We start from the raw sequence: 24,616 nt of genomic DNA on the forward strand, positions 1-24,616 counted from the left end.
TTTTTCTTTCATTGATCGGACAGACTGCCTGCGCGGCTCACTGCCCGCCCATGAACTCCTCCAGCGTGCCGGGCTGCGGCGCCGGGCGCGGGGTCTGCTTGTTGCCTGCCGGCTTGCCGGACGCGTCTATCGGCTCGATCTTGGGGTCGTCCCAACTGCCGGTGACGGCGTATTCCATGGTCATGGCCCGCGCCAGCGGCTGCTTCAGCAGCCACTGCGTCACGAACGCACCCAGGCCGATCAGCGGATTGACCGCCAGCGCCGTCACCATGGCCGCCCCGCTGGCGTCCAGGTTCGGAATCACCACGGCCTTCATGTCCCAGCGTTCGCGGATGATGTTGACGCCGCCCGCCAGCACGATGGCCGCCACCGGCCCGTTGATCTTATAGCCCTCGGTCGACGCCGTGCCGTCGGCCAGCTTGACCTTGCCGCGGATGGTGTCAAAGGGGAAGCCGTCGCGCAGCAGATTGGTGGGGTTCACATCCAGCCGCGCCAGCCGCTGCAGCGACTGCAGGGACAGCAGCTCCAACAGTCGCGCGGTGCGCGAGTTGACGTGCATGAAACGGCCCTTGTCCAGACTGACGTCGACCTCGCCCGTCAGGTCTTCGACCTTGTGGGTCCAGGGCAGATTGCGCCAGGTGGCCTTGCCCTGCATCGTGCCCTTTCCGCCCGAGACCACTTTCTCGAGGCCGATGCGGTCCAGGAACTTGCCTACGTCTTCGAACTTGACCGAGGCGTCCACGGTCAGGCCGCGGCCCTGGCCTTCCAGGTTCCAGTTGCCGGTGGCGTTGAGCGAGGCCGCGTCGTTGACGATGGACAGCTTGTCCAGGCGCCATTGGCGGCCGCGCTGCAGGTTCGTGCCCTGCACCTGGAGTTCGCCCACATTCTTGCCGTACAGCAGGAATTCCTTGGCCTGCAGGTCGATCGCCGGGATGTCGGACAGGTCGTTGCCGGAGGACAGCGCCTCGTCGGCTTTGTTGGTGTCGCCCTCGCCGCCCAGCGACAGGTGCTTCAGGCGCGCAGTGATCTGGCCGGCGATGGCGCCCGAAGCCTCGCGCCATTCAAGCGAACCCGTGGCCTGTTTGGATTGCAGATCCACGCGCCATTGCGCGGGTCCCGGCCGGGTCGCGTACAGCGTCAGGTCGTTCAGGGTAAAGCCGCCGGTCCGCAAGACGCCGGCCGCCAGGCTGATGCGTTCGGCCGCAGGCAGCATGGGCTTGGGCGCGGCACGGCCCTTGGCCGCAGGCGCACTGAAGCCGTCGGACACTTTTTCCCAGGCGTCCATGTCCAGTTCGGGCAGGCTCGCGTTCAGGCTGAATCCGCGTTCCGGCAGGCTTGCCGGACGATTGATGCCCAGCGCGCCGCGCGCGAAATAGGATTGAGCCCCTTCGGACGGCGCCCGTTCGAACAACGCGTTGACGCCATCGCCCAGGCTGGCGGTGAGCCAGCGCCGGTTCTGCGCCCCACGGTCCTGCGCGGGCGACCATTGCACTTTGAGCAACTGCGAGGCCTGGGCGGCCTTGCCCACCGGAGCGGGCATGTCGATCGCCATGCCCATCAGATCCGATTCGACGGAGATGTCCACCGCGCCGCCGCGCTGATAGCCCACCTTGCCCTTGTAGGCCGCCTTGCCCGAAAAACGCGACATGGACGGCGTGTTGCTCAATTGGGTCAGCGCCGGCCCGGCCAGCGTGCCCTCGAAGCGCAGGGCGTCCGTGCTCTGCGCCAGGCGTCCGTATATCCGCGCCGGGCCGCCCAGGAACTGGGCCCTCAGATCCTTGGCCTCGACACCCGTCTCCGAGAACGCCAGGTCGCCGTGCATCTGGCTGAGCAGCGGCATCTCCGGCATGAAGGTGAAGGAGTTGCCCGCGAACAGGATGTTCCCCTGGACCTGGGTGTCATCGGTGTTCAACAGCGGCACCTTGAGCTTGAGCCCCACCCGCCAGTCGCCGGTGCCGCGTGCCTCGTCCAGCGCGCCATCCAGCAGCTCGCCCAAGGGCGAGTTGGCGGCCAGCGCCAGATAGGCCGGCACGGCGCCGGACGTCTCGCCGGTCAGCAGCAGTTCGGAGTTCTCTTCCATGTTGGGAATGGTTGCGGAAACCGCCCCGAGCGTTACGGTATGCCCCGGCCCGGTATGCGCGACCGCGCCGCCCGCGCTGTCCAGCGCCAGGCTGACCTTGTCGATGCGGAAATTGCCGGACAGGTTCTCCAGCATCGGCCAGCCCTTGCGCCGTTCGCGCGCAGGCGCGTAATCGACCTTGGCGCCGCTGAATGCGCCGGCGATCACGAATTCGCCCTGAGCCCCAGGCGCGCCAAAAGGAAACTCGTCGAGATCGCCCTTGAGCGTGATGGAGGCGGATTGCATTTCGCCCGCGGGCAAGCCGATAGCCAGCCATTCGCGCGCATCGGCGTTGACCTCCAGGGGCAAATAGCGATGGATGGCGGACATGGAGCCGCGCGCCATCACGCCGTGCATGTCGACGCTGCCCGCCGCGGTCTTGCCCTCGGGGCGCCACTGTCCCTGCACGCGCACGTCGAGGTCGTCGTTGACCAGTTGCAGCTGGCCTATGTCCACGAACCAATGCTTGGCGTCCGGCCCCTTGACGGAGGCATCCAGCGCCACGTCGCGCACCGCCAGCATGGGTTGCTCGAAGACGCCGGGCAAGGACAGCGTCAAGTGCTCGGCCTTGCCGCTGACCGACACCGCCGGGGCGCCGGGGCTGCGCGCCAGCGGCACGCTCTCCAGTTGCATGAAGTCGCCCGGCAAGCCCTGGACGCGGGCCTGGACATAGCCGGCCTTGAAACCGGGCGCCGCGGCCCCTTGCGCCGTCTCGGTCCATTGCAGGCCGCGCACGGCAGCGTCCGCGGTCAGGTCCGTAAACTTGCCACGCTCCAGCTGCAGCCATGCCCGCCCGCTCAGGCGGCCCGCTACCGCCGGGACCTCGAACCACGGCTGCCACGCCAGCGGTTCGGCGTCGTCCAGCTGGACATACAGCTGGCCGCCCCAATTACCGGGATTCGCCGCGTTCACCGAAAACAGGCTGCGGTTGAATTCGCCGCGCAGCTCGACATTGCGCGCCAACGCGTCGCCCGCTGCGGCCTTGAGCACGAAGCGATGCGACAAGCTGCCGTTGCGCGCCAGGAAGTCGACGCCCGTCAGGGTCAGCTCCGGCGCGCGGCGCAACTCATCCTGCCAGCGTATGGTCGCGCCGCGGATGCGCAGCTCGCGCTGCGCGCCCAGCCAGCGCAGGGCCGGATGGTCCAGGTCGGAACGCTGATCGCCGCTATTGAGATCGATGTCCTGGCCCGCGACCCACAGGTGATTGGCGGGATCGCGCCGCAAAAGGAGTTCGGGCCGGTCGAGCTGCAGCCGCAGCAGCTTGGGCGACAGGACCAGGATGCTGCGCCAGGCCAGCACCGCCGAAACGGAAGGCAAGGACAGCACGGGGTCCACCTCGTCGTCGTAGACTTGGACGGAGGTGAGATCGAGTTTGGGGTTCAGGCCGTGCCAGTTCGCCTGGATGGAGCCGATGGTCACTCGGGAGCCCAACGCCTTGCTGGCGTAGGCTTCGATCTGGGGACGCCATTGGTCCACGCGGGGCAGGACCCAATAGCGCACGCCCAACAGTCCGAGAGCCACGACGCCATAGACGGTCAGTACGGCCCAGAACACCCAACAGAGCACTTTTTTTGAAACAGACACGGATCGGTGGGCAGGAGAAGAGGTCTTGCAGTATCGTCCCCACTTATACCTGAAACGCGCCCATTGCGCCGCCCCTTTCGCCATGTCCACGCCCTCTACGCTTGCCCCCGCCCTTGCCTGGTCCGGCCATCTGCGCCGCCGCCTGGATGCCCACCCGGATCTGGCCGCCTGGCTGAACGATGCCGTGCGCGAACCCGTCACGCCCGCGCAGATCGCGCGCTGGCAGGCAGAGCTGGCCGGACCCCAGGCAGGCGACACGCTGCCGGTGGACGCCTGCCGCATGGTGCTGCGCAAGCTGCGCGAACGGGTCTTCAACACGCTCATCGTGCGCGACCTGACCGGCCAGGCCGATCTGGAAGAAGTCGTGGGCGCCATGACCACGCTGGCCGACACCGCGGTGGCCTCGGCCTATCGCAGTGTGGCGGCGGACCTCGCCGCCGTGCATGGCGTGCCGCGCGACCCGGCCACCGGCCTGCCCCAGGAAATGCTGATCGTGGGCATGGGCAAGCTGGGCGGCTGCGAACTGAATGTCTCGTCCGACATCGACCTGATCATGCTGTACGGCGAAGAAGGCGAAACCGACGGCCCGCGCCGCATCAGCCATCATGAGTTCTACGGCCGCCTGACGCGGCGCATGATGCCGGTACTGTCCGAAGTCGACGCCAACGGCCAGGTGTTCCGCACCGACCTGCGCCTGCGCCCCGACGGCGACGCCGGTCCCTTGGCCTGGAGCCTGGACGCGTTGGAGCACTACCTGATCGGCCAGGGCCGCGAGTGGGAACGCTACGCCTGGCTCAAGGCCCGGCTGATCCCGGCCCAGGCCTTCGAAGGCAGCGACAGCGCCGCCCAGGCTCGCCAGCTGGAAAGCCTGCGCGTGCCCTTCGTCTACCGCAAGTATTTCGACTTCGATGCGCTCTCGGCCCTGCGCGCGCTGCGGGAACGCATCCGCCAGGACTGGCAGCGGCGCGCCAGCGCGCGCAACGGCATCGACAGCGCCAACAATATCAAGCTGGGCGACGGCGGCATCCGCGAAATCGAATTCGTGGTGCAGCTTGCCCAGCTGATCCGCGGCGGCCGCATGCCCGCGCTGCAAAAGCGCGGCCTGCTGGAAGCGCTGCACGCGGAAAGCGCCGCCGGCCTGGTGCCCGAGGAAGACACGCGCCGGCTCGAAGAGGCCTACCGCTACCTGCGCCGCACCGAGCACGCCCTGCAATACCGCGAGGACGCCCAGACCCATCTGCTGCCGGGCGACCCCGAACAGCGCGCCGCCCTGGCCGCGGCGCTGGGCATGAGTCCCGCGGCCTTCGAAAGCACGCTCACCGCGCACCGCCAATTCGTCTCGCAGACCTTCCGCAACGTATTCCGGCTGGTCGGCATGGGCGACGCCGAAGTGCCGGCGCCCGCGCCCGGCGTTGCCGACCCCGGGTCCGGCCCGGACGAGCCAGACAGCAGTTGCGAACTGGCCGAACAGATCAGCCAGGCCTTCGGCGACGACGCGCAGGACCTGTTGCGCCGTACCGAAACCCTGCTGGGCAGCCACCGCGTGCGCAGCCTGCCCGAGAGCAGCCGCAAGCGCATGGACGCGCTGCTGCCGGCCGCCCTGCGAGCGGCCCTGCAGACCCCTGCGCCGCTGCAAGCCACCGTGCGGCTGTTCGACCTGATCGAGAAAATCGCCCAGCGCAGCGCCTACCTGGCCCTGCTGGCCGAATACCCCGACACTCTGGCGCGCGTGGCGCGCATGGTCGCCGCCAGCCCCTGGGCCGCGCAATACCTGACCCAGCACCCCCTGCTGCTGGACAGCCTGATCGACTGGCGCACCCTGTTCGAACCGCTCGACTTCGGCCAGATCGCGCGCCAGCTGACCGCCGACCTGGACGCCTGCCGGCTGCCCGACGGCGACCCGGACATCGAGCGCCAGATGAACCTGATGCGCGACATGCAGCGCCAGGCCAGCTTCCAATTGCTGGCGCAGGACCTGGAAGGCGAACTCACCGTGGAAAAGCTGGCCGACCAGCTGTCCGCGCTGGCCGACCTGCTGCTGACCGAAACCATCCGCCGCACCTGGCCGCTGGTCAACAAGGCCGAGGGCGCCGAACCGCGCTTCGCCGTCATCGCCTACGGCAAGCTGGGCGGCAAGGAACTGGGCTATGCCTCGGACCTGGACCTGGTGTTCCTGTTCGACGACCCGCGCGACGACGCCGCCGAGGTCTACGCCAAGCTGGGCCGGCGCATGACGTCGTGGCTCTCGACCATGACCTCGTCCGGCCGCCTGTACGAAGTCGACCTGCGCCTGCGGCCGGACGGCGACGCCGGCCTGCTGGCGGTGTCCGTGGAAGCTTTCGAGCAGTACCAGCACAAGCACGCCTGGGCCTGGGAGCACCAGGCGCTGACCCGTGCCCGCTACGCCTCGGGCGACGCCAGCGTCGGCGCGCGCTTCGAGCAGATCCGCGAGGACATCCTGGTGCTGCCGCGCGACGCCGCCAAGCTGCGCGAGGAAGTGCTGGCGATGCGCGAAAAAATCAACGCAGGCCACCCCAACAGCAGCCCGCTGTTCGACCTGAAGCACGATCGCGGCGGCATGGTCGACGTGGAGTTCGTCACGCAATACCTGGTGCTCTGCCACTCGGGCACGCATCCGGTGCTGGTGCGCAACCTGGGCAATATCGCCCTGCTGCGCCTGTCCGGCGAGGCCGGCCTGATTGCTCCCGAGCTGGCCGCGCGCGCCGGCGACGCCTACCGCACCCTGCGCCGCGTCCAGCACCAGATGCGCCTGCAAGGCGTGGAAAAGGCGCGCGTGCCGCAGGACCAGCTGCTGGAGGAACGCGCCGCCGTGCGCGAACTCTGGGACGCGGTGCTGGGCTGAAGGCATGGGGGGACGGGGCGCCCCCCTTCAGCGGCAACTCAGCGTAAAATAAGGGGTTTTCCGCCTTATTTGTTTCCTGCAAGCCATGTCCGAACTCGTGCGCCCCAAACTCGACCTGCCCGCCGGCCGCCGCAAGGTGCTGATGCACTCGTGCTGCGCGCCCTGTTCCGGCGAAGTCATGGAAGCGATGACCGCCTCAGGCATCGATTACGCCATCTACTTCTACAACCCGAACATCCACCCGGTCAAAGAGTACGAAATCCGCAAGCAGGAGAACATCCGCTTCGCCGAGCAGCACGGCATTGAATTCATCGACGCCGACTACGACATGGACAACTGGTTCGACCGCGTCAAGGGCATGGAAAACGCGCCCGAACGCGGCGAACGCTGCACGGCCTGCTTCGACATGCGCTTCGAACGCACGGCGCTCTACGCGCACGAGCATGGCTTTGACACCATCACCAGTTCGCTGGGCATTTCGCGCTGGAAGGACATGAACCAGATCAACGGTTGCGGCGAACGCGCCGCGGCGCGCTACGACGATCTGATCTACTGGACCTACAACTGGCGCAAGGGCGGCGGCTCGGCCCGCATGATCGAAATCAGCAAGCGCGAAAACTTCTACCAGCAGGAGTATTGCGGCTGCGTCTATTCGCTGCGCGACACCAACCGCCATCGCCGCTCGCAGGGCCGCGAACGCATCCACATCGGCGTGAAGTTCTACGGCAAGGAAGACCTGATCAACGAGGAACAGCTCTGATCAGGACGGGCGCCCATGGCGCCGGTACTCCGACGGCGACACGCCGAAACGCTTGCGGAACGCGTGGCTGAAACGCGCCGCATCTGAGAACCCGAATCTGTAGGCGATGTCGCCGATCGGCCGCGCGGCCTGAACGGGGTCGCACAGCGTATCGCAGCAACGCTCGAGCCGCGCGCTGAGGATGAAGTCGGCCGGGGTCGTGGAAGCCTGCGCGAACAGGTTGTAGAGATAGCGGCGCGACATCCGGAAGGCCGCGGCAGCTGTCGCCGGCGACAGCGCCGGATCATGCAGGTTTTCAAGCATGTGCTGCTGCACCCGGCGCAATTGCGCCTGGCGCAGTTCGGCCTGGTCATGTTCGGCCTGCCCCCCTGCCCGCTCGCTGATATCCAGCCCCATCATCTGCAGCACCGCATTGGCGGCATCGCGCGAGGCGCTTTCAGACAGATGCGCGTGCTCGGTCAGCGCCACGCGCAACAGGTCCATCGCCATGCGCCCGCAACCCTGGCGCGCGCTGAAGCTGCGCGCCACGGCATTCTGCATGAAAGACTGCCAGGCCTCGAAATGCTTGCCGGGCACCTGCATGACCAGGAAGTGCGCGCCATCGTCGACGTCGACTTCGTACGGCCGGGTGGTGTCGTAGATGCTCCATTCGCCCGGCACCAGCAAGGCGCTGCGCCCCGACTGGCGGATCTCGCTGCGGCCCGCGAGCTGCAGCGTCACCTTGTAGCCGGACGACTCGGAACGGTTGGCCAGCAGCTTGCTGCGACGCACGCGCTGGGCGCTGCTGCGCAACTCGCAGACCTGCATCCAGCCCAGCGAATCCACCGCCACGCTGTTGCGGAAACGGGCCGGAAACACCGCGGACACTTCCAGGGGAACGAAGGTATCGCTGACATTTTCCTGCCAGCTTGCGCAGTCCAGGAAGTGCCTGGGCTCGCTGCGCAGAAGGGATGGGGACATGGCGACTCCGGCGTCTCGAAACGGCGTGCCTGTTTGCCTGGGACGGCCTGCCTGGCGACACAGCTACAGCGTTGAATGGAATGCTGCCTCTTTCTAGCATCGGTCGGCGCCAGGGAGTATCGGTGACAACCCCTAAGTGCCTGTTCCTCTAAGGTTTTCTGTCGCTGCCATAGGAATAGTCGGCCAATTGGAAACCGAGTTGCGACAGCGCCTGAGCCAGGCCATGACGCACCGGCACCACGTCCTCGTAGCGGCGCGGCCGGACCTGCGCGACTTCCTGTTCCGTGTACGGCCGGAAATCCTGCGGCAACTGCGCCGCGCTGAATTCCTGCACCACCCAGTTCAGCACGGCCGCGAGCTCGGCGTTGCTGAGCTGCGATTGCGCGGCGCCCGGCACGCGGACCAGGTAGTCGCGGCCCTGCGGCAGATGCACGAACGCGCCCACGGAATTGCGGAAATCAGGAATGCCATGGCGGCCGCTGCCGCGGCCGTCCACGCGATGGCAGCCCGCGCATTGCAGCACGTAGTCGGCGCGGACAGCCGCGCGCAGCCTGTCGGCCGCGGCGCCGCCAGCGGCCGCCTGCTCTGCGGCCGCCGCCCCGCCCACGCAAAGCAGGACGGCGGCGCACAACCCGCGCCACCCGTGCCGCGGCGGTCGCCTTTCCGGCCTCATGATTTTGGCTTCGGCTTGGCCAGACCCACGATCACCGAAGTCGTGCAGTGGAAGATGGAGGACTCGTTGGACATGCACCAGTTCACATCGTTATGCAGGAACATCTGATAGCCCGGCCGCTCGCGCTCGGCGGACGCGCACATGCATTTGCCGCAAGCGGCCTTGCCGCAGCAATCGTTATAGCTGATCAGGTAGTCCTTGCCGTCCAAGGGATTGTGGCAGGTGCCGACCCACGACACGGCCGAAGGCGAGGTGCCTGGCGGGCAGGACGTCATGCTGCCGCCGCAGCATGAACACAGAAAGCCGTCCACCGCGCAATAGCGCCAGTAGTCGCACGCCGTGTCGTCCATCTGCGGCTTCTTGGGGTCCGCGGGCGCGGACCGCGCCACCGGCAGCACCGGCATGAGGAATGCCGTTCCGACCAGCGCCCGGCCGATGCGGTTGAGCACGCTGCGCCGGGAAGTGGTGTGCGCAACCGAGCGCGCGGCGCGCTCCGCGAGTTTATCCAGCCATTGCATTGCCGCTCTCCTTGCGGGAAATCCGGGTTTCTTCCAGCGTGCCGGCGGCCAGGAACTCCTGCACCGAGGCCACGCCCAGCTCCTTCGCGGTGAACAGGCTTTCGAGCTGTTCGCGCGAGTTGATCAGGCCCTTGGCGCGCAGGGTTCCGGTTTCATCGATCAACACGGCATAGGGCAGCTTGCTGATCTGGAACTTCATGCCCAGCTCGGTCGACAGCAAATACGGAAACCGCTCCAGGCCCGCCTGCTTGTAGAACGCCAGGTGCTCGGGCATTTCGCCGTCGCTGGCCAGCACGATGCGCAGCCAGGCGCTTTCCGTGCTGGCCACCGACTTGAGGATCGGCAGCAGCTTCTTGCAAACCGGGCAGGTCGGGGAAAGAAAGAACAGCAGCTGGCTGTGCTGGCCGCGTTCGCCCACGACGATACGGCGGCCCAGCAGATCCGGCAGCTCGAAGCGCGGCGCAGGCTCGCCCACGCCAGGGCCCTTGTCCATCGTCAGCGCCCCCATCGGCGCCACGCGCTCGTACAGCACGCCGATCTGCCGCGACAGCGCCAGGATGACCAGCACCAGGCAGAGCACCACGCCCCACAGCAGGAAATTGGAAATGATCAAGGCATCCATGTGAGTTTCCTTCAGAGATTGCGCAACTTGAGATGGGAGGCCAACAGGTGATTGGCGGTGAAGTACAGGCCCACGGCAGCCATGGCCAGGCCGAAGACGGCGGCGGAGTCGGCCCATTGCAGGCCACGCGATTGGCCCGCCGCGGCGATCAGCGCGGGCGCTGCCCACAGCGCCAGCAACGCGTTGCGCAGCACCAGCCACCACGACAGCCCGCCACGTTGCGCGCCGCGTCCCGGCCCGCTGGCGGCGGGACCGCCGCAACCGCAGTCGATGTCGCGATGGCCGCGCAGCAGGTTGAAGGCCAGCGCCAGCGTCGCAGCCGCCAACACCAGCAGCGCCAGTTGCGCGCCCGCCGCCTGTCGCGCCGGGGCCAGCAGCAAGGCGCCGGCCAGCGCTTCGCTCAGCACGAAGAGCCACGCGAACGCGCCGCTCCACCCCGCCGGCAGGATGCGGTAGGCCGACACGATGGCGGTGAAGCCTGCAATGTCCTTCAGCTTTTCCAGCGCCCCCAGGAGCAGCACGCAAGCCAGCGCCGCGCTCGCGGCATACAGCAGCACGGGATCGTTCATCGCGCACCTCGCGGTTGCGGTTCGACCTGCAGCGCGGTTTCGCCGGCCGCCTGGATCGTGCCCTTGAGGACCGGCGCGGCCGGCGCGGCGTCGTAGACGTTCACGTTGCCGCCGTCGATCGTGTACAGACGCGGCTGGTCGTCCTGCGAAACCGACATCGACAAGGCATTCTGGCCCGGCACCCGCGCCACCCGCTGATGCGTGGCCAGGTCGTAGACCCAGATCTCGGCGGCCGGCGTCTTGTGCGAGCCTTCGGCCCCGTTGGGATGCATGCCCACATACAGCCGCTTGGCGGCCTTGTTGATGGCCAGCAGGTTGTAGCCGCCAGGGCGCCAGCCCTGGTCCTTGCCCGCAGCGTCCAGCAGGGACCAGGGCTTGCCGAACGCCGCTTCCTTGCCGCTGAAGTCGGCGCTGTAGACATTGCCGTTGTAGGACACGAAGTAGTAGGTATCGCCCAGGTTCTCGGTGTGCGTGAAGATGGGATCCTTCTCGGGGTCGAACATGGGCTGGCTGCGCTGCTGCCCGGCTGGCTTGCCGGCCGGGTCCAGGTCCACGGTAAGCAGCGCGCCGTCGCCGCAGATGCTGGCGAAGCTGCGCGGGCGCGAAGGCAGCACGATGATGCTCCAGCAGCCTGCGGCCGCGGTGACCTCGTCCGCGAACTGGCGCGTCTGCAGGTTCACCACCGTGACCGAGGACGCAGGCGTGGCGTTCTGCACGAACAGCAGCGCCCCGTCCGTGCTCTGCTGCAGATAATTGCGGTAGTTCAGCGCCTGCGCGCGCTTCTGCGGGATCGGCACCTCGTACTTGGGCGTGAGCGTTTCGGCGTCCCAAGCCTCCACCACGTCGGTGCGCTTGCCGCGGTTCAAGCGCTCGTAGTAGGTCGTCATGACGTAGATGTCCTTGCCGTCCGCGGACACGGTCATGTGGCCGTTGAACGACGCGGGCACCATGCCCAGGAACTTCATGGAGTCGCCGTCGTAGATATTGACCCGGCTGTCGACCAGGTGGTTGAAGACGGCATCCATCACGTACAACCTGTGCGGCGTGGCCGGCGGCAGGCGGGTGCCGCCCTTGAGCTCTTCCACGGGCAGGTCCGCCCGGGCTAGGCCCGCCGACGCCGCCAGGGCGGCGCACAGCGCCCACCGTCCGGCCCGCGATGCGCATGATCTGGCGCTAGGCGCGTTCATCGATATTCTCCTGGTCTCATGGTCCGGTTCTCCTAGAACGCATAGACGTAGCGCAACTGCACGCCACGCATCCGCGGTCCGTTCTCGACCTTCAGGTCGTGGATGTACTGCATCTGAATCTGGTTGGCGTCGTTGATCTGATGCGTCAGTTCGACGGCCAGCTGATGATTGCGCGCCCGCGTGGCGACGGTCTCGCCGGATGAGGTTTCCTTGCCGCCTGTCTCGTAGCGGTAACGGATGCCGGTGTAGGTGTCCGGCGTCAGGTTGGTCGAGGCCAGCGCGAAGAAGCGGAACGAGGGGTCCTTCTTCAGCGTCTGCCCATACCAGTCCGTATTGCGGCCGTAGATCTCCACTTCGGCGATGGCTTCGAGATAGGTGGATTCGCCGAAGCCCTGCACGAAAGCGAAATCCTGGATGGTGGACCAGCGGTTCTTGCCTGGAGACACGTCGGGACGCGAACCGTCGTATCGGCCCACCGGCGCCACCACAAAGGGTTCCCAGGCGAACCAGGTCTTGGTCTGCTCATTGTTGTACAGCCAGATGGCCGACCCGAGCGTCAGGTCGCCGATACCCGTCTGGTGGTCGCCGGGCGCGCCCGGCAGGTCCAGCGAGGTCCGATACATCGGCACGATGAATTCGAGCTGCATCGTCTTGCCGTAGAAGTCGCGATAGTGCATCTGGCGATACACCAGCGCATTCACGTCGACGGACGCGCCGTCCACCCGCTGCCCCTCGGAGTACAAGCCCGAGGATCGCAGTCCCGCCAGATACCCGGCGATGATATTGGTGCCCGCCGGCGCGGGTATCCAATCCCGCGCGCTGGGGTCTCCCGCCCATGCCGTCTGCGACGCTGCCGCGCACGCGAGCAACAGCACGGCCCGCCTGCGGGCCAGGCTACCTGTCCCTGCCATGTCTTCCCCTTGGTGTCATGAAGGCGCGGCCACCGGTATTTCCCGGCTTGGGCCGAGCGCTCATCGTTCTAGTAAGCGATGCAAACAGACTTCCGTTCCAGGTACATTTCCAGCACGGCGCGGCCGTGCTCGCGGCCGATGCCGGACTGCTTGAATCCGCCGAAAGGCATGTTGGGATCCAGCATGTTGTGCGTGTTCACCCAGACGGTGCCGGCGTCGATGCGCGGGATCAGGCTTTGCACGCGGGAGAGATCGTTGCTCCAGAGGCTGGCGCCCAGGCCGTAGGCGCTGTCATTGGCCAGCCGCACCGCATCGTCCAACGTGTCGAAGGGCTGCGCCACCACCACGGGTCCGAAGATCTCCTCGCGGACGATGCGCGCCCCCGGCGGCACGTCCGCAAAAACGGTGGGCTGCACGAAGTAGCCCGAACCGCTGCCGCTACCCCCGCCCGCCAGCACCCGTCCGCCTTCGCTGCGTCCGAGGCCGATGTAATCCATGACGCGCTTCTGGTGGCGGGCCGACACCAGCGGGCCGACCTGCGTGGCCGGATCGAATCCGGAACCCAGCTTCATGCCGGCGGCCAGATCCGCCAGCCCCTGGACGACCTTGGGATACAGGCCCTTCTGCACATACAGGCGCGAGCCCGCCGTGCAGACCTGCCCCTGGTTGAAGAAAATGGCGGCGGCGGCCCCCTGCACGGCGCGGTCGACGTCGCAGTCGTCCAGCACGATCACGGGGGACTTGCCGCCCAGCTCCAGCGAGACCCGCTTCATGTCGTCCATCGCGGCGCGCCCGATCAGCTTGCCGACTTCGGTCGAACCGGTGAACGCGATCTTGTCCACGCCAGGATGCGCGACCAGCGCGGCGCCGGCAGTCTCGCCCCGGCCGGTCACGACGTTGACGACGCCGGACGGGAAGCCCGCCTCCAGCACCAGCTCGGCCAGGCGCAGCGCCGTCAGCGGCGTTTCCTCGGCGGGCTTGAGCACGACGGTGCAGCCCGCGGCCAAGGCGGGCGCGATCTTCCAGATCGCCATCAACAGCGGAAAATTCCACGGAATGATCGCGGCCACCACGCCCACCGCTTGCGGCAAGGTATAGGCGCTGTACCGCACGCCCGGAGGAAACGGTATGGACAGCGACAAGGTGTCGCCCGTGATCTTGGTCGCCCACCCCGCCATGTAGCGCAGCCACTCCGCGCCCGAGCCGACTTCCAGGCCCTGCGCCACGCCCAGCAGCTTGCCGTTGTTCAGGGTTTCCAGGCGGGCCAGTTCGGTGCCGTGCTGCTCGATCAGATCGGCCAGTTTCAGCAACAGGCGTTCGCGCCCGGCGGGCAGCATGTCGCGCCAGGGACCGGATTCGAAGGCGCGCCTGGCGGCCTGCACCGCCAGGTCCACCTGCCGCGGCCCGGCGTCGGGCTGATGGGCGATGACTGCGCCCGTGGCCGGATCATGCACGGCGATGGGCGCGCCTTGTCCTTCGCGCACCGGCTTGCCATCGATGAGCATGGCTTCCCGGATGGCGGCCAGTTCCGGGCGGTCAGATCCGGCGTGGCCGGCGGCGCTTGCGCTTGCTGAAGACATTCGTAGCTCCAACGAAATGGTTGAAGCCAGGATAGCAACGGCCTTCCCGGAAGGCTTGTCGGACCGTGCATGGCGATTTGTCATTCTGCGCACGGCGCAAAAAAAAGGCCCGGCAATGCGCGCCGCGCGGTGCCGGGCCTGGCGCGGCGCCCCTTTGGGGCCCGCGCACCGCGGACGTCGGATCAGTCCAGCATCAGCACCGTGGCGCCGGTGGTCTTGCGCGCGGCCAGCGCGGTCTGGGCTTCGCCGGCCTGCTCCAGCGAGTAGCGCTGGTCGATGCGGACCTTGATCTTCTTCTTCAGAACCAGGTCGAACAGCTCCTCGGAGGCGGCCTGCAGCTTGGCCAGCGTGTTCACGTGCAGGCCCAGCGACGGGCGCGTCACGTACAGGCAGCCCTTCTGGTTCAGCGTCGCCAGGTTGACGCCCGACACGGGGCCGGACGCGTTGCCGAAGCTCACCATCAGGCCGCGCGGCTCGATGCAGTCCAGCGAGGTTTCCCAGGTGTCCTTGCCCACGCCGTCGTACACCACCGGCACCTTCTTGCCGCCGGTCAGCTCGAGCACGCGTTCGGCCACGTTCTCGCGCGAGTAGTCGATGGTTTCCCAGGCGCCGTTGGCGCGGGCCAGCTCGGCCTTCTCGGGGCTGGAGACGGTGCCGATCAGCTTCACGCCCAGGGCCTTGGCCCATTGGCATGCAATCAGGCCCACGCCGCCCGCAGCCGCGTGGAACAGGATGGTCTCGCCGCCTTGCAGGCGGTAGGTCTGGCGGAACAGGTATTGCACCGTCAGGCCCTTGAGCATCAGGGCTGCGGCTTCGTCAAAGCCGATGCCCTTGGGCACCTTGACGACCTGCGCCGCCGGCACATTGCGCGCCTTGGCGTAGGCGCCGATGGGGCTCTGGCCGTAGGCGACGCGGTCGCCCTTTTTCAGATGCGTGACGTCGGCGCCGACGGCGGTCACGACGCCCGCGCCCTCGCAGCCCAGGCCATGCGGCAGCGCGTGGGGATACAAGCCCGTGCGGTAATAGATATCGATGAAGTTCAGGCCGGCGGCGTGCTGCTCGATCGTGACTTCATTGGCGGCGGGCGGAGGCACTTCCACCTCGACCAGCTTCAGGACTTCAGGACCACCGTGCTGCTCGATACGAATTGCCTTGACGAGATTGCTGGCCATGCTGGCCTCCTTTCATTGGAAAAAATGCTAACGAGAGCCTGTCTGCGGCCCCTGAACGAGAAAAACCAGATTCAACGCGATGGCCGGGCCTCGTCCTGCCTGACGGACGCCAGCCTGCCGGCCCCGCCCCCCATCAGCACGAATACCCCTGCCAGCACCAACGCGGTCCCCGCCATCTGCCACACCGTGATGGGCTCTTGCAGGAACCACGACGCCAGAAACAGCACCGATACCGGCCCGATCATGCCCAGCAGCGACGCGGTGGGCGCGCCGATCAGCGCCACCGCCCACATCAGCATGAACACCGGCACCACGGTATTCAGCGTGGCGTGGATCACCGAATACCCGTAGACCCCGGCAGGCTGGATCAGCATGGACGGGGGATGCACGGCAAAGAACTGGATGATGCAGGCCACGCAGGACACCAGCATGGCATACGCCACCAGGCGCGTCGCGCCCAAGCGCTTGACCAGTTCCCCCGAACAGATCAGGTACACAGAATAGCTTGCGGCCGACCCGAAAACGAACAAAGACCCTAACAGCACCTCGCTACCGCCGAAGGACAGGTCGTGGGCGAACACCAGCACCACCCCGGCATAGGACAGCGCCATGGCCATCCACTGGCGGCGCTCGACCGGGCGTTTGAACCAGAACGCCGACAACAGCACCACCAGCGAGGGCGACAGGAACAGGATCAGGCGCTCCAGGCTGGCGGTGATGTAGCGCAGCCCCAGAAAGTCCAGGAAGCTGGACAGGTAATAGCCCAGCAGGCCCAGCACGCAGACCTGCGCGCGCTCCCTCCAGGTCATCACGGGGATTTCGCCGCGCGCCGCGCGGCGCGACTGATACCAGGCCACCGCCGCGAAGAACGGCATGGCGAACAGCATGCGGAAAGCAATGAGGGTGACCGCGTCGATGCCATAGCGGTAGGTGAACTTCACCACGATGGCCTTGGCCGAGAACAGGACTGCGCCCAGGGTTGCCAGGAAAAAGCCGGCAGCGCGGTTGGAAAGGCGGAAGGGCGGCGAAAACTTGGCAAGGCGATTCATGCGATGATTTTAGATTCAGTGCAAAAACGCCGCACGCCTTTACCCACGCTTTCTTCGCCATACGCCTGCCTCACGCATGACCCGACACCGCGCCCTCACCTACATCCACGTTGCCGCCGTGCTTTTCGGCCTGACCGGCGTGTTCGGCGAATTGATCCAGGCCAGCGCCGCCGTGATCACGCTGGGCCGGGCCGTCTTCGCGGTGCTCGCGCTGGGGCTGTTCGCGCGCATGCGCCGCAAGCCGCTGCTGGGCGCCCTGACGCCCGCGCAGCTGTTCGTGCTGGTGGTCTCGGGCGCCCTGCTGGCGGGACACTGGGTCACCTTCTTCATCGCCGTGAAGGTCGGCGGCATCGCCATCGCCACGCTGGGTTTCGCCAGCTTCCCCGCCTTCATCACCTTGTTCGAGGGGTTGCTCTTCCGGGAACGCATCCGCCCGACCGAATGGTTGCTGCTGGGCCTGGTGACTGCAGGCCTGGTTCTGGTCACCCCCGCGTTCGACCTGGCCGACCAGGGCACCATCGGTCTGGCCTGGGGCCTGTTGTCGGGCCTGAGCTTCGCCCTGCTGGCGCTGAGCAACCGCCGTTCGGCCTCGGGCATGGACCCGATGCAGGTGGCCTGCTGGCAGAACCTGATCGTGGCGCTGGTAATGCTGCCCTTCGCCGTGTCCCAGTTGCCCGCGCTGCCTGCGCTGGACTGGTTCTGGCTGGCGCTGCTGGGCGTCTTCTGCACGGGCTTATCCCACTATCTGTTCGTCTCCAGCCTGACGCGGCTGAACGCGCGCAGCGCCGGACTGGTCATCGCACTGGAGCCCGTCTACGCGATCGCGTTCGCCTGGGCGCTGTTCAGCCAGGAACCGACGCCGCGCATGATGGCGGGCGCCGCCCTGATCGTGGCCGCCATCGTCTGGTCGGGCCTGCGCAAGCAGGCGCCCGCCGCACAGCAGGACGCCGCGGTGAAGACACAGCCTTGACAATAACTGACTAGGCAGTAAAATTCGGCGCATATGACTGCTGCGCCTCCCCCTTCCCCGTCCGACGGCCCCGTCCATTACCGTGCAGACGCCAGCTGCGTGATGGATGAAAACGCCGGCTTCCTGATCAAGCTGGTCTCCAATTCCCTGAACCGGATGCTGGACCAGGAAATGGCCCCGCTGGAGCTCACCGCGATGCAATGGCGTCCCGTGCTGCTGGTATTCCAGGGCCGCGCCGATACGCCCGCGGAACTCGCCAGGCTCACCGGCATGGACACGGGCGCCATGACCCGCGCATTGGACCGGCTGGAAGCCAAGGGCCTGCTGCGCCGCAACCGATGCCAGACGGACCGCCGGGTCGTCAAGATCGAACTCACCGAGATCGGCGAGGCCAAGGCGCGCGCGATCCCGCCCAATATCGCGCGAGTACTGAATTACCACCTGCGCGGGTTTTCCAGCGACGAAGTCGCGCAGCTCAAGCACCTGCTGCGCCGGATGATCGCCAACGGCTCTGCCTCGTCAGCACCTCCAAACCGCTAAGGGCCGCCAGCGAACCCCGGCTTTCGGGGTTTTATTTGGCATAATGATTGCCTAGGCAAATACAGATCAATCAATTACTTTCAGCAAACAGTCAGGATGAAACGCCTTCTTACTACCGTATTGGTGCTGGCCCTGAGCGGTTGCGCATTGATGGAATCCGGCTCCGAGCCCGTGGCCGCGCTGGACGGCGCCAAGCTGGGGCTCACCAGCCAGGACACCGTCTGGCCTGAAACCCAATGGTGGCAGCGCTACGGCGATCCGCAGCTCAATGCCTTGCTGGACGAGGGCTTGGCCAACAACCCCTCGATGAGCGCGGCGCAAGCCCGCCTGGCCAAGGCCAATGCCGCGGTCGGCATCGCACGCGCCCCGCTGCTGCCCCGGGTGGACGCCAACTACACGCTGACCCGCGAACACCTGTCCAAGGATTACATCTACCCCGCTCCCATGGGCGGCTCGGTCGTGAGCGACAACCGCCTGGCGCTGGACTTCAGCTATGAGCTGGACTTCTGGGGCAAGAACCGCTCGCGCCTGCAAGCGGCCGTATCGCAGCAAGCCGCCGCCGCGGCCGACGCGCAGGCGGCGCGCAATCTGCTGGCCGGCGCCCTGGTCCGCGCCTACCTGAACCTGCAGAACGCCTTCGCCCAGCGCGACGTGCTCAACCGCGTGCTGGCCCAGCGCGCCGAGGTGCTGTCGCTGACCCAGGGCCGCTACACGGCCGGGCTGGACACCCAGGTGGAAGTCAAACAGGCGGAATCGTCGCTGGCCGCCGGCAAGGTCGAACTGACCCAGACCGACACCACGCTGGCGCAGCTGCGCAATCAGGTCGCCGCGCTGGCCGGGGCCGGTCCGCAGCGCGGGCAATCCTTGCAGCCGGTGGCGCTGACCGCGCCCGCCGGCGGCGTGCCCGCCAACGTGCCGCTGGACCTGCTGGGCCACCGCCCCGACGTCACCGCCGCGAAATGGCGCGCCGAAGCCGCCCGCCACGCCATCGACAGCGCCCGCGCCGAGTTCTACCCCAATGTGAACCTGGCGGCGTTCGTCGGCTTCCAGGCCATGGGCACCGGCAACCTGCTGGGCGCGGATGCCCGCATGGCCGGTTTCGGCCCGGCGGTCACGCTGCCGATCTTCCACGGCGGCGAATTGAACGCCAACCTGGCGGGCCGGCGCGCCGACGCCGACCTCGCGGTGTCGGACTACAACCAGACCGTGCTGGACGCCGTGCACCAGGTGGCCGACGCGCTCGACGGCCTGCGCCTGCTGGACCAGGAAAAGGCCCAGCAGCGCCAGGCCCGCGAAGCCATCGACGCCGCCTATGACCTGGCCGTCAAGCGCTACAAGGCCGGCATGGGCAACTACATCTCCGTGCTCATCGCGCAGACCGGCGTGCTGACCCAGGCGCGGCTGGACACCGATCTGCGTATCCGCGCCTATCAGCTGGACGCCAGTCTCGCCAACGCGCTGGGCGGCGGCTACGCCCCCGCGGCCGAGCCGGCCCCCGCCACGAACTCCACCCATTGAACGTTCCCCGGACTCAGACGTCATGACCGCAGCCACACCCGCCGCCAACCCCGCCCGCAAACGCCTGCTGCTGCTGGCCACCGGGGCCTTCATACTCATCGCGATCGCCTACGGCATCTGGTGGGCGCTGTTCGGCGCCCACTTCGAGAGCACCGACGACGCCTACGTGCACGGCAACCTGGTGCAGATCACGCCGCAAGTGCCCGGCACGGTCGTGGCCATCGAGGCCGACGACACCGAAACCGTGGCCGCAGGCCAGCCGCTGGTGCGCCTGGATCCGGCCGACACCGACGTGGCCTTGCAGCAGGCCCAGGCCAAGCTGGCGCAAACGGTGCGCCAGGTGCGCACCATCTACGTCCAGAACGACGCCCTGGCCGCCGACGTCGACCTGCGCAACGCCGACATCCTGCGCGCCCAGGCCGAGCTGACCCGCGCGCAAAGCGACGTCAACCGCCGCCAGCAGCTGGCCAAGTCCGGCGGCGTCAGCGGCGAAGAGATCCTGCACGCCGAAGCCGCGCTGAAGTCCGCCCAGTCCGGCCTGGCGCAAGCGCGCGCGGCGCTGGCAGCTTCCCGCGCCAAGCTGGCCACCAACCAGGCCCTGACCCAGGGCACCACGGTCGCCGACCACCCCGACGTGCAGCAGGCCGCTGCCGGCCTGCGCAACGCCTGGCTGGCGCAGTCGCGCACCGTACTGCCCGCTCCGGTGGGCGGCGTGGTGGCCCGGCGCAGTGTGCAGGTCGGCCAGCGCGTCGCGCCCGGCTCGGCCCTGATGACGGTGGTGCCGCTGGACCAGGTGTGGGTCGAAGCCAACTTCAAGGAAGGCCAGCTGCGCAAGATGCGCATCGGCCAGCCGGCCAAGATGGTGGCCGACCTGTACGGCAGCGCGGTCACCTACCACGGCACCATCGCGGGCCTGGACGCCGGCACGGGCAGCGCCTTCGCCCTGTTGCCCGCCCAGAACGCCACCGGCAACTGGATCAAGGTGGTGCAGCGCGTGCCGGTGCGCATCGCGCTGGACCCCGAGGACCTGAAGAAGCACCCGCTGCGCGTGGGTCTGTCTATGGACGTGGAAGTCGACGTGGGCAAGCAGGAAGGCGAACCGCTGACGCAGGCCGAACGCAAGGAACCGGCCTGGTCGACGCGCGCCTTCGAGCCGGCCCATGATGAAGTCGACGCCATGATCAGCAAGATCATCGAGGCCAACCTCGCATCATGAGCGCCGCCAAGCAGCCTGCCGCCGCGCCGGCGCCCCCGCCAGGCTCCCACCCGCCGCTGGAAGGCGCGACCCGCATCATCGGGTCCATCGCGCTGTCCACGGCGGTGTTCATGAACGTGCTGGACACCTCGATCGCGAATGTGTCCATCCCCACCATCTCGGGCGACCTGGGCGTCAGCACCAGCCAGGGCACCTGGGTCATCACTTCGTTTGCCGTGGCCAACGCGATCACGGTGCCGCTGACGGGCTGGCTCACGCAACGCTTCGGACAGGTGCGGCTGTTTCTGGTGTCCACGCTGCTGTTCGTGCTGGCGTCGTGGCTGTGCGGCTTTGCGCCCTCGCTGGAAGCGCTGATCGCGTTCCGCGTGCTGCAAGGCGCGGTCGCCGGGCCCATGATTCCGCTGTCGCAAGCGTTGATGCTGGCGAGCTTCCCCAAGTCCAAGGCGGGCATGGCGCTGGCGGTCTGGTCCATGACCACGCTGGTCGCGCCCGTCGCCGGGCCGCTGCTGGGCGGCTGGATCTCCGACAACTACACCTGGCCGTGGATCTTCTACATCAACGTGCCGGTGGGCCTGCTGGCCGCCTGGATCAGCTGGCGCATCTATGGCGACCGCGAATCGGTCACGCGCAAGCTGCCGATCGACAAGGTCGGCCTGGCGCTGCTGGTGTTGTGGGTAGGCGCGCTGCAGATCATGCTGGACAAGGGCAAGGAGCTGGACTGGTTCGCCAGCGGCACCATCATCGCGCTGGCCGCGACCGCCTTCGTCGCCTTCGTCTTCTTCCTGATCTGGGAACTGACCGACGCCCACCCCGTGGTGGATCTGCGCCTGTTCAAGATCCGCAATTTCACGGTCGGCGCGCTGACGCTGGCGGTGGCCTACGGCGTCTTCTTCGGCAACGTGGTGCTGCTGCCGCTCTGGCTGCAAAGCAACATGGGCTACACCGCGACTTACGCGGGGTTGGTGACCGCGCCGGTGGGCCTGCTGGCGATCCTGCTGACGCCCATCGTCGGCAAGATGCTGGCCACGCGCGATCCGCGGCAAATCGCGACGGTGGCGTTCCTGATCTTCGCGCTGGTGTGCTTCATGCGTTCCGGATTCAACACCCAGACCGATGTCCGCACGCTGATGGTGCCGACCATCATCCAGGGCGCGGCCATGGCGACGTTCTTCGTGCCGCTTACCTCGATCACGCTGTCCAGCATCGAGCCGTGGCGCATCCCCGCGGCCTCGGGCCTGTCGAACTTCCTGCGCCTGACCGCGGGCGCGTTCGGCACATCCATCGCCACCACGCTGTGGGAAAACCGCGCAACCATGCATCACGCGCAGCTCACCGAGGTCGCCAAACCCGGCCAGCAGGCGTTCGACCAGACCATGGCGACGCTGCAGAACGGGCTGGGCGTGACGCATCAGCAAGCGCTGACGATGGTGGACGGACTGATCAATGCGCAAGCCTTCACCATGTCGGCGGTGGACGTGTTCTATGCCTCCGCGATCATCTTCCTGGCCCTGACCGGCCTGGTGTGGTTCGCCCGTCCCCGGTCGGCCAAGGCGGGCGGCGGCGGCGCGGCCGAAGCGGCCGCAGGCGCCCACTAGGGCGCAGCGCCTGGTCCCGGATCGCGTTGCGTCCAGGACCAGGCGATACCTTCCCCTATTCCTTCAACAAGACCTGCCAGTCGGCGCGCTCGATGACGTCGGCCGACAAGGCGCTGATGGGCGACAGGTTGAACACCGAGATGCCGCGCGCGCGCCATTGCGCTGCCGCGAAGCGGAACGATGGCTCGATAAGTTGCGCGAACTTGCGCGCCAGCCTGCTGGACTGCGGCGTCTGCCCTTCATTGTAGAAGCGCAAGCCGTTCTGCAGCGTCAGATCCAGCCCATGCGTGTAGACCTTGCGTGCGCCGCTGGATACCAGCACCTGCAAGGCGGCATAGGCCACGGTATCGGCGTCGAACACGCCCAGTTCCACATTGAAGCTGAATCCCATGCCCCTTTTCGCGTCCAGCAGTTGCACGTCGGGCGAGGCTGCCGCCATGCGCTGCAGCACGGCCGGCGCGGAAATGCGTTGGTAGGCGCGTTCGGCGATCAGTTCGATGATGCAGATGCGGCAGCGGATCGACTCCTGCGGCAGCCCCTGCATGATGTAGCGCAGGACCTCGGGCAAGACGTACAGGGTCAGGTCGCGCGACACGATCTCGCGCACCAGATCGATACGCTGGCGCACGAAGTTCTGGTCGATGATGCAGTAATACTTGAACGGCAGATCGAACTTGCGCGCCAGCATGATGGCGCCGTTCACGCCCATCGCCGTACGGATATTCAGCCGGTCGTAGGGTATCTGAGTAACCGACGGTCCGCTCAGGATCAGATGAATTTCCTCGTCGGCGGCATCGTAGCCTTGGGCTAGCGGCGTGACTGGCTGCGACCGGCCAAAGGCGCGAAAGCCGCAAATGACGCCCGATCGATCCCTCCAGATGCGCACGAACGGCCACAGATGTTGATTGTGCCGCTGCGTGCGCGACCGGAGTACGCGGAACAGCTTGCGCGCAAACCGGTCGGCCCTTCCGCCGCCCACGGGGGCGGAGGAAGGGGAAAAAACGGAATCGTCCATGGACTAGTCTGTGAGCCTAGCCAGCGGCTTGCCTCAGCCCGCCGCGACCAGCGCGGCAATCGCGCTGCCGACGTCGGCGGTGGAGGCGGAGCCTTTCATGTCCCGGGTGCGCGGACCTTCAGCCAGGACGGTCTCGATGGCCTTGACGACCGCCGCCGACGCGTCTGGATAACCCAGGAAATCCAGCATCAGCGCGCCGCTCCAGATCTGGCCGATCGGGTTGGCGATGCCCTTGCCGTAGATGTCCGGCGCCGAACCGTGCACCGGTTCGAACAGGGACGGGAACTTGCGTTCAGGGTTCAGGTTGGCCGAAGGCGCGATGCCGATGGTGCCCGTGCAGGCCGGCCCCAGGTCGGACAGGATGTCGCCAAACAAGTTGGAAGCCACCACCACGTCAAACCAATCGGGATGCTGCACGAAATGCGCGCACAGGATGTCGATGTGGTACTTGTCCCAGCGCACGTCCGGGTACTTTTCGCCCATCTCGGCCACGCGCTCGTCCCACCAGGGCATCGAAATGGAAATGCCGTTGGACTTGGTAGCCGCGGTCAGATGCTTGCCGCGCTTCTGGGCCAGTTCAAAAGCGAACTTGAGCACGCGATCGGCGCCGATGCGCGTGAAGACGCTTTCCTGAATGACCACTTCACGCTCGGTGCCCGCGAACAGGCGGCCGCCGCTGTTGGAGTATTCGCCTTCGGTGTTCTCGCGCACGATGAAGAAGTCGATCTCGCCGGGCTGGCGGTCCTTCAGCGGCGAAGGCACGCCGGGCATCAGGCGCACCGGGCGCAGGTTGATGTACTGGTCGAACTCGCGGCGGAACTTGAACAGCGAGCCCCACAGCGCTTCGTGGTCAGGCACCGTGGCGGGCCAGCCTATCGAGCCGAAGAAAATCGCTTCATGCTGGCCGATCTGCGCCTGCCAGTCGTCCGGCATCATCTTGCCGTGCTTGGCGTAGTAGTCGCAGCTCCAGTCGAAATGGTCCCACTGAAAATCGATGCCAAATCGCGTTGCGACCGCATCCAGCACTTTCAAGCCTTCGGGCACGACTTCCTTGCCGATGCCGTCTCCGGGAATCACCGCTATCTTGTGTTTCTTTGCCACCACGTCTTCCTTTGTTTTCTTTGGATGCATCGCGCGTGCCACGGGTCTGAGCGGCCACGCGCGACCTCCTTGTCATTGCACGGGAATGTTACTC

The 24,616-nt window shown here is 67.0% G+C and carries 20 protein-coding genes; 7 read left to right on the forward strand and 13 right to left on the reverse strand.

The window, feature by feature from the left end:
• Positions 1-37: 37 nt before the first annotated feature.
• The gene (locus tag N5C88_RS29925; protein ID WP_280016813.1) at positions 38-3,685 is read right to left on the reverse strand and encodes a YhdP family protein; all 3,648 of its coding nucleotides are present in this window, start codon (positions 3,683-3,685) and stop codon (positions 38-40) included.
• Between the two features lie 100 nt (positions 3,686-3,785).
• Between N5C88_RS29925 and glnE the strand changes: the two genes are divergently transcribed.
• Together glnE and N5C88_RS29935 are read left to right on the forward strand one after the other, a co-directional pair.
• On the forward strand, positions 3,786-6,566 hold the full coding sequence (gene glnE, locus N5C88_RS29930; RefSeq protein WP_280016814.1) for a bifunctional [glutamate--ammonia ligase]-adenylyl-L-tyrosine phosphorylase/[glutamate--ammonia-ligase] adenylyltransferase: 2,781 nt from the start codon (positions 3,786-3,788) through the stop codon (positions 6,564-6,566).
• An 85-nt stretch (positions 6,567-6,651) separates the two neighbouring features.
• On the forward strand, positions 6,652-7,326 hold the full coding sequence (locus N5C88_RS29935; RefSeq protein WP_054458727.1) for an epoxyqueuosine reductase QueH: 675 nt from the start codon (positions 6,652-6,654) through the stop codon (positions 7,324-7,326).
• Here the strand turns inward: N5C88_RS29935 and N5C88_RS29940 are convergent, their stop codons facing one another.
• From N5C88_RS29940 to N5C88_RS29985, 10 genes are all read right to left on the reverse strand, one after another.
• Positions 7,327-8,286, reverse strand: a complete 960-nt coding sequence (locus N5C88_RS29940; protein WP_251877070.1) for a helix-turn-helix domain-containing protein — start codon at positions 8,284-8,286, stop codon at positions 7,327-7,329.
• Between the two features lie 148 nt (positions 8,287-8,434).
• Positions 8,435-8,917, reverse strand: coding sequence for a cytochrome c (locus N5C88_RS29945; RefSeq protein ID WP_280016800.1), 483 nt, complete (start codon positions 8,915-8,917; stop codon positions 8,435-8,437).
• A gap of 38 nt (positions 8,918-8,955) precedes the next feature.
• On the reverse strand, positions 8,956-9,477 hold the full coding sequence (locus tag N5C88_RS29950; RefSeq protein ID WP_054458730.1) for a methylamine dehydrogenase light chain: 522 nt from the start codon (positions 9,475-9,477) through the stop codon (positions 8,956-8,958).
• The gene (gene mauD / locus N5C88_RS29955) at positions 9,461-10,099 is read right to left on the reverse strand and encodes a methylamine dehydrogenase accessory protein MauD (protein ID WP_059378898.1); all 639 of its coding nucleotides are present in this window, start codon (positions 10,097-10,099) and stop codon (positions 9,461-9,463) included. The genes N5C88_RS29950 and mauD overlap by 17 nt, the downstream gene beginning before the upstream one ends.
• Before the next feature lie 11 nt (positions 10,100-10,110).
• Positions 10,111-10,668 carry a MauE/DoxX family redox-associated membrane protein gene (locus N5C88_RS29960; protein WP_280016801.1) on the reverse strand — a complete coding sequence of 186 codons (558 nt, stop codon included), beginning with the start codon at positions 10,666-10,668 and terminating at the stop codon, positions 10,111-10,113.
• Complete coding sequence (locus N5C88_RS29965; protein WP_251877076.1) at positions 10,665-11,855, reverse strand: amine dehydrogenase large subunit; 1,191 nt, start codon at positions 11,853-11,855, stop codon at positions 10,665-10,667. The genes N5C88_RS29960 and N5C88_RS29965 overlap by 4 nt, the downstream gene beginning before the upstream one ends.
• A 32-nt stretch (positions 11,856-11,887) precedes the next feature.
• Positions 11,888-12,766 carry a transporter gene (locus N5C88_RS29970; protein ID WP_280016802.1) on the reverse strand — a complete coding sequence of 293 codons (879 nt, stop codon included), beginning with the start codon at positions 12,764-12,766 and terminating at the stop codon, positions 11,888-11,890.
• 68 nt (positions 12,767-12,834) lie between these two features.
• Positions 12,835-14,346, reverse strand: a complete 1,512-nt coding sequence (gene styD, locus N5C88_RS29975; protein WP_280016803.1) for a phenylacetaldehyde dehydrogenase StyD — start codon at positions 14,344-14,346, stop codon at positions 12,835-12,837.
• 182 nt (positions 14,347-14,528) lie between these two features.
• Entirely contained in the window at positions 14,529-15,518 is a 990-nt protein-coding gene (locus tag N5C88_RS29980; RefSeq protein ID WP_280016804.1) for a quinone oxidoreductase, read from the reverse strand.
• Between the two features lie 71 nt (positions 15,519-15,589).
• Positions 15,590-16,567, reverse strand: a complete 978-nt coding sequence (locus N5C88_RS29985; RefSeq protein ID WP_280016805.1) for a DMT family transporter — start codon at positions 16,565-16,567, stop codon at positions 15,590-15,592.
• 76 nt (positions 16,568-16,643) lie between these two features.
• Between N5C88_RS29985 and N5C88_RS29990 the strand changes: the two genes are divergently transcribed.
• The 5 genes from N5C88_RS29990 to N5C88_RS30010 all read left to right on the forward strand — a co-directional run bounded on the left by N5C88_RS29990 (position 16,644) and on the right by N5C88_RS30010 (position 22,406).
• Positions 16,644-17,537, forward strand: a complete 894-nt coding sequence (locus N5C88_RS29990; protein WP_280016806.1) for a DMT family transporter — start codon at positions 16,644-16,646, stop codon at positions 17,535-17,537.
• 33 nt (positions 17,538-17,570) lie between these two features.
• Positions 17,571-18,077, forward strand: a complete 507-nt coding sequence (locus N5C88_RS29995; RefSeq protein ID WP_054458746.1) for a MarR family transcriptional regulator — start codon at positions 17,571-17,573, stop codon at positions 18,075-18,077.
• A gap of 96 nt (positions 18,078-18,173) precedes the next feature.
• Entirely contained in the window at positions 18,174-19,595 is a 1,422-nt protein-coding gene (locus tag N5C88_RS30000) for an efflux transporter outer membrane subunit (RefSeq protein ID WP_059378877.1), read from the forward strand.
• Between the two features lie 22 nt (positions 19,596-19,617).
• Entirely contained in the window at positions 19,618-20,811 is a 1,194-nt protein-coding gene (locus N5C88_RS30005) for an efflux RND transporter periplasmic adaptor subunit (protein WP_251877088.1), read from the forward strand.
• Positions 20,808-22,406, forward strand: a complete 1,599-nt coding sequence (locus N5C88_RS30010; protein WP_118933613.1) for a DHA2 family efflux MFS transporter permease subunit — start codon at positions 20,808-20,810, stop codon at positions 22,404-22,406. The genes N5C88_RS30005 and N5C88_RS30010 overlap by 4 nt, the downstream gene beginning before the upstream one ends.
• A gap of 55 nt (positions 22,407-22,461) precedes the next feature.
• Here the strand turns inward: N5C88_RS30010 and N5C88_RS30015 are convergent, their stop codons facing one another.
• Both N5C88_RS30015 and N5C88_RS30020 read right to left on the reverse strand, forming a co-directional pair.
• A complete protein-coding gene (locus N5C88_RS30015) occupies positions 22,462-23,421 on the reverse strand; it encodes a hypothetical protein (RefSeq protein WP_280016807.1) in 960 nt (319 codons plus the stop codon).
• A 33-nt stretch (positions 23,422-23,454) separates the two neighbouring features.
• Positions 23,455-24,522, reverse strand: coding sequence for a tartrate dehydrogenase (locus N5C88_RS30020; protein ID WP_280016808.1), 1,068 nt, complete (start codon positions 24,520-24,522; stop codon positions 23,455-23,457).
• Positions 24,523-24,616 lie beyond the last annotated feature (94 nt).

Source organism: Achromobacter sp. GD03932 (assembly GCF_029839485.1).
Classification (GTDB): Bacteria; Pseudomonadota; Gammaproteobacteria; order Burkholderiales; family Burkholderiaceae_B; genus Achromobacter; species Achromobacter bronchisepticus_A.

What these genes read in the sequence shown, in the direction of transcription:
- glnE (WP_280016814.1), top strand. Translation starts at nt 3,786, where the DNA reads ATGTCCACGCCCTCTACGCTTGCCCCCGCCCTTGCCTGGTCCGGCCAT.
- N5C88_RS29935 (WP_054458727.1), top strand. Translation starts at nt 6,652, where the DNA reads ATGTCCGAACTCGTGCGCCCCAAACTCGACCTGCCCGCCGGCCGCCGC.
- N5C88_RS29940 (WP_251877070.1), bottom strand. Translation starts at nt 8,286, where the DNA reads ATGTCCCCATCCCTTCTGCGCAGCGAGCCCAGGCACTTCCTGGACTGC.
- N5C88_RS29950 (WP_054458730.1), bottom strand. Translation starts at nt 9,477, where the DNA reads ATGCAATGGCTGGATAAACTCGCGGAGCGCGCCGCGCGCTCGGTTGCG.
- mauD (WP_059378898.1), bottom strand. Translation starts at nt 10,099, where the DNA reads ATGGATGCCTTGATCATTTCCAATTTCCTGCTGTGGGGCGTGGTGCTC.
- N5C88_RS29960 (WP_280016801.1), bottom strand. Translation starts at nt 10,668, where the DNA reads ATGAACGATCCCGTGCTGCTGTATGCCGCGAGCGCGGCGCTGGCTTGC.
- N5C88_RS29965 (WP_251877076.1), bottom strand. Translation starts at nt 11,855, where the DNA reads ATGAACGCGCCTAGCGCCAGATCATGCGCATCGCGGGCCGGACGGTGG.
- N5C88_RS29970 (WP_280016802.1), bottom strand. Translation starts at nt 12,766, where the DNA reads ATGGCAGGGACAGGTAGCCTGGCCCGCAGGCGGGCCGTGCTGTTGCTC.
- styD (WP_280016803.1), bottom strand. Translation starts at nt 14,346, where the DNA reads ATGTCTTCAGCAAGCGCAAGCGCCGCCGGCCACGCCGGATCTGACCGC.
- N5C88_RS29980 (WP_280016804.1), bottom strand. Translation starts at nt 15,518, where the DNA reads ATGGCCAGCAATCTCGTCAAGGCAATTCGTATCGAGCAGCACGGTGGT.
- N5C88_RS29985 (WP_280016805.1), bottom strand. Translation starts at nt 16,567, where the DNA reads ATGAATCGCCTTGCCAAGTTTTCGCCGCCCTTCCGCCTTTCCAACCGC.
- N5C88_RS29990 (WP_280016806.1), top strand. Translation starts at nt 16,644, where the DNA reads ATGACCCGACACCGCGCCCTCACCTACATCCACGTTGCCGCCGTGCTT.
- N5C88_RS29995 (WP_054458746.1), top strand. Translation starts at nt 17,571, where the DNA reads ATGACTGCTGCGCCTCCCCCTTCCCCGTCCGACGGCCCCGTCCATTAC.
- N5C88_RS30000 (WP_059378877.1), top strand. Translation starts at nt 18,174, where the DNA reads ATGAAACGCCTTCTTACTACCGTATTGGTGCTGGCCCTGAGCGGTTGC.
- N5C88_RS30005 (WP_251877088.1), top strand. Translation starts at nt 19,618, where the DNA reads ATGACCGCAGCCACACCCGCCGCCAACCCCGCCCGCAAACGCCTGCTG.
- N5C88_RS30010 (WP_118933613.1), top strand. Translation starts at nt 20,808, where the DNA reads ATGAGCGCCGCCAAGCAGCCTGCCGCCGCGCCGGCGCCCCCGCCAGGC.
- N5C88_RS30015 (WP_280016807.1), bottom strand. Translation starts at nt 23,421, where the DNA reads ATGGACGATTCCGTTTTTTCCCCTTCCTCCGCCCCCGTGGGCGGCGGA.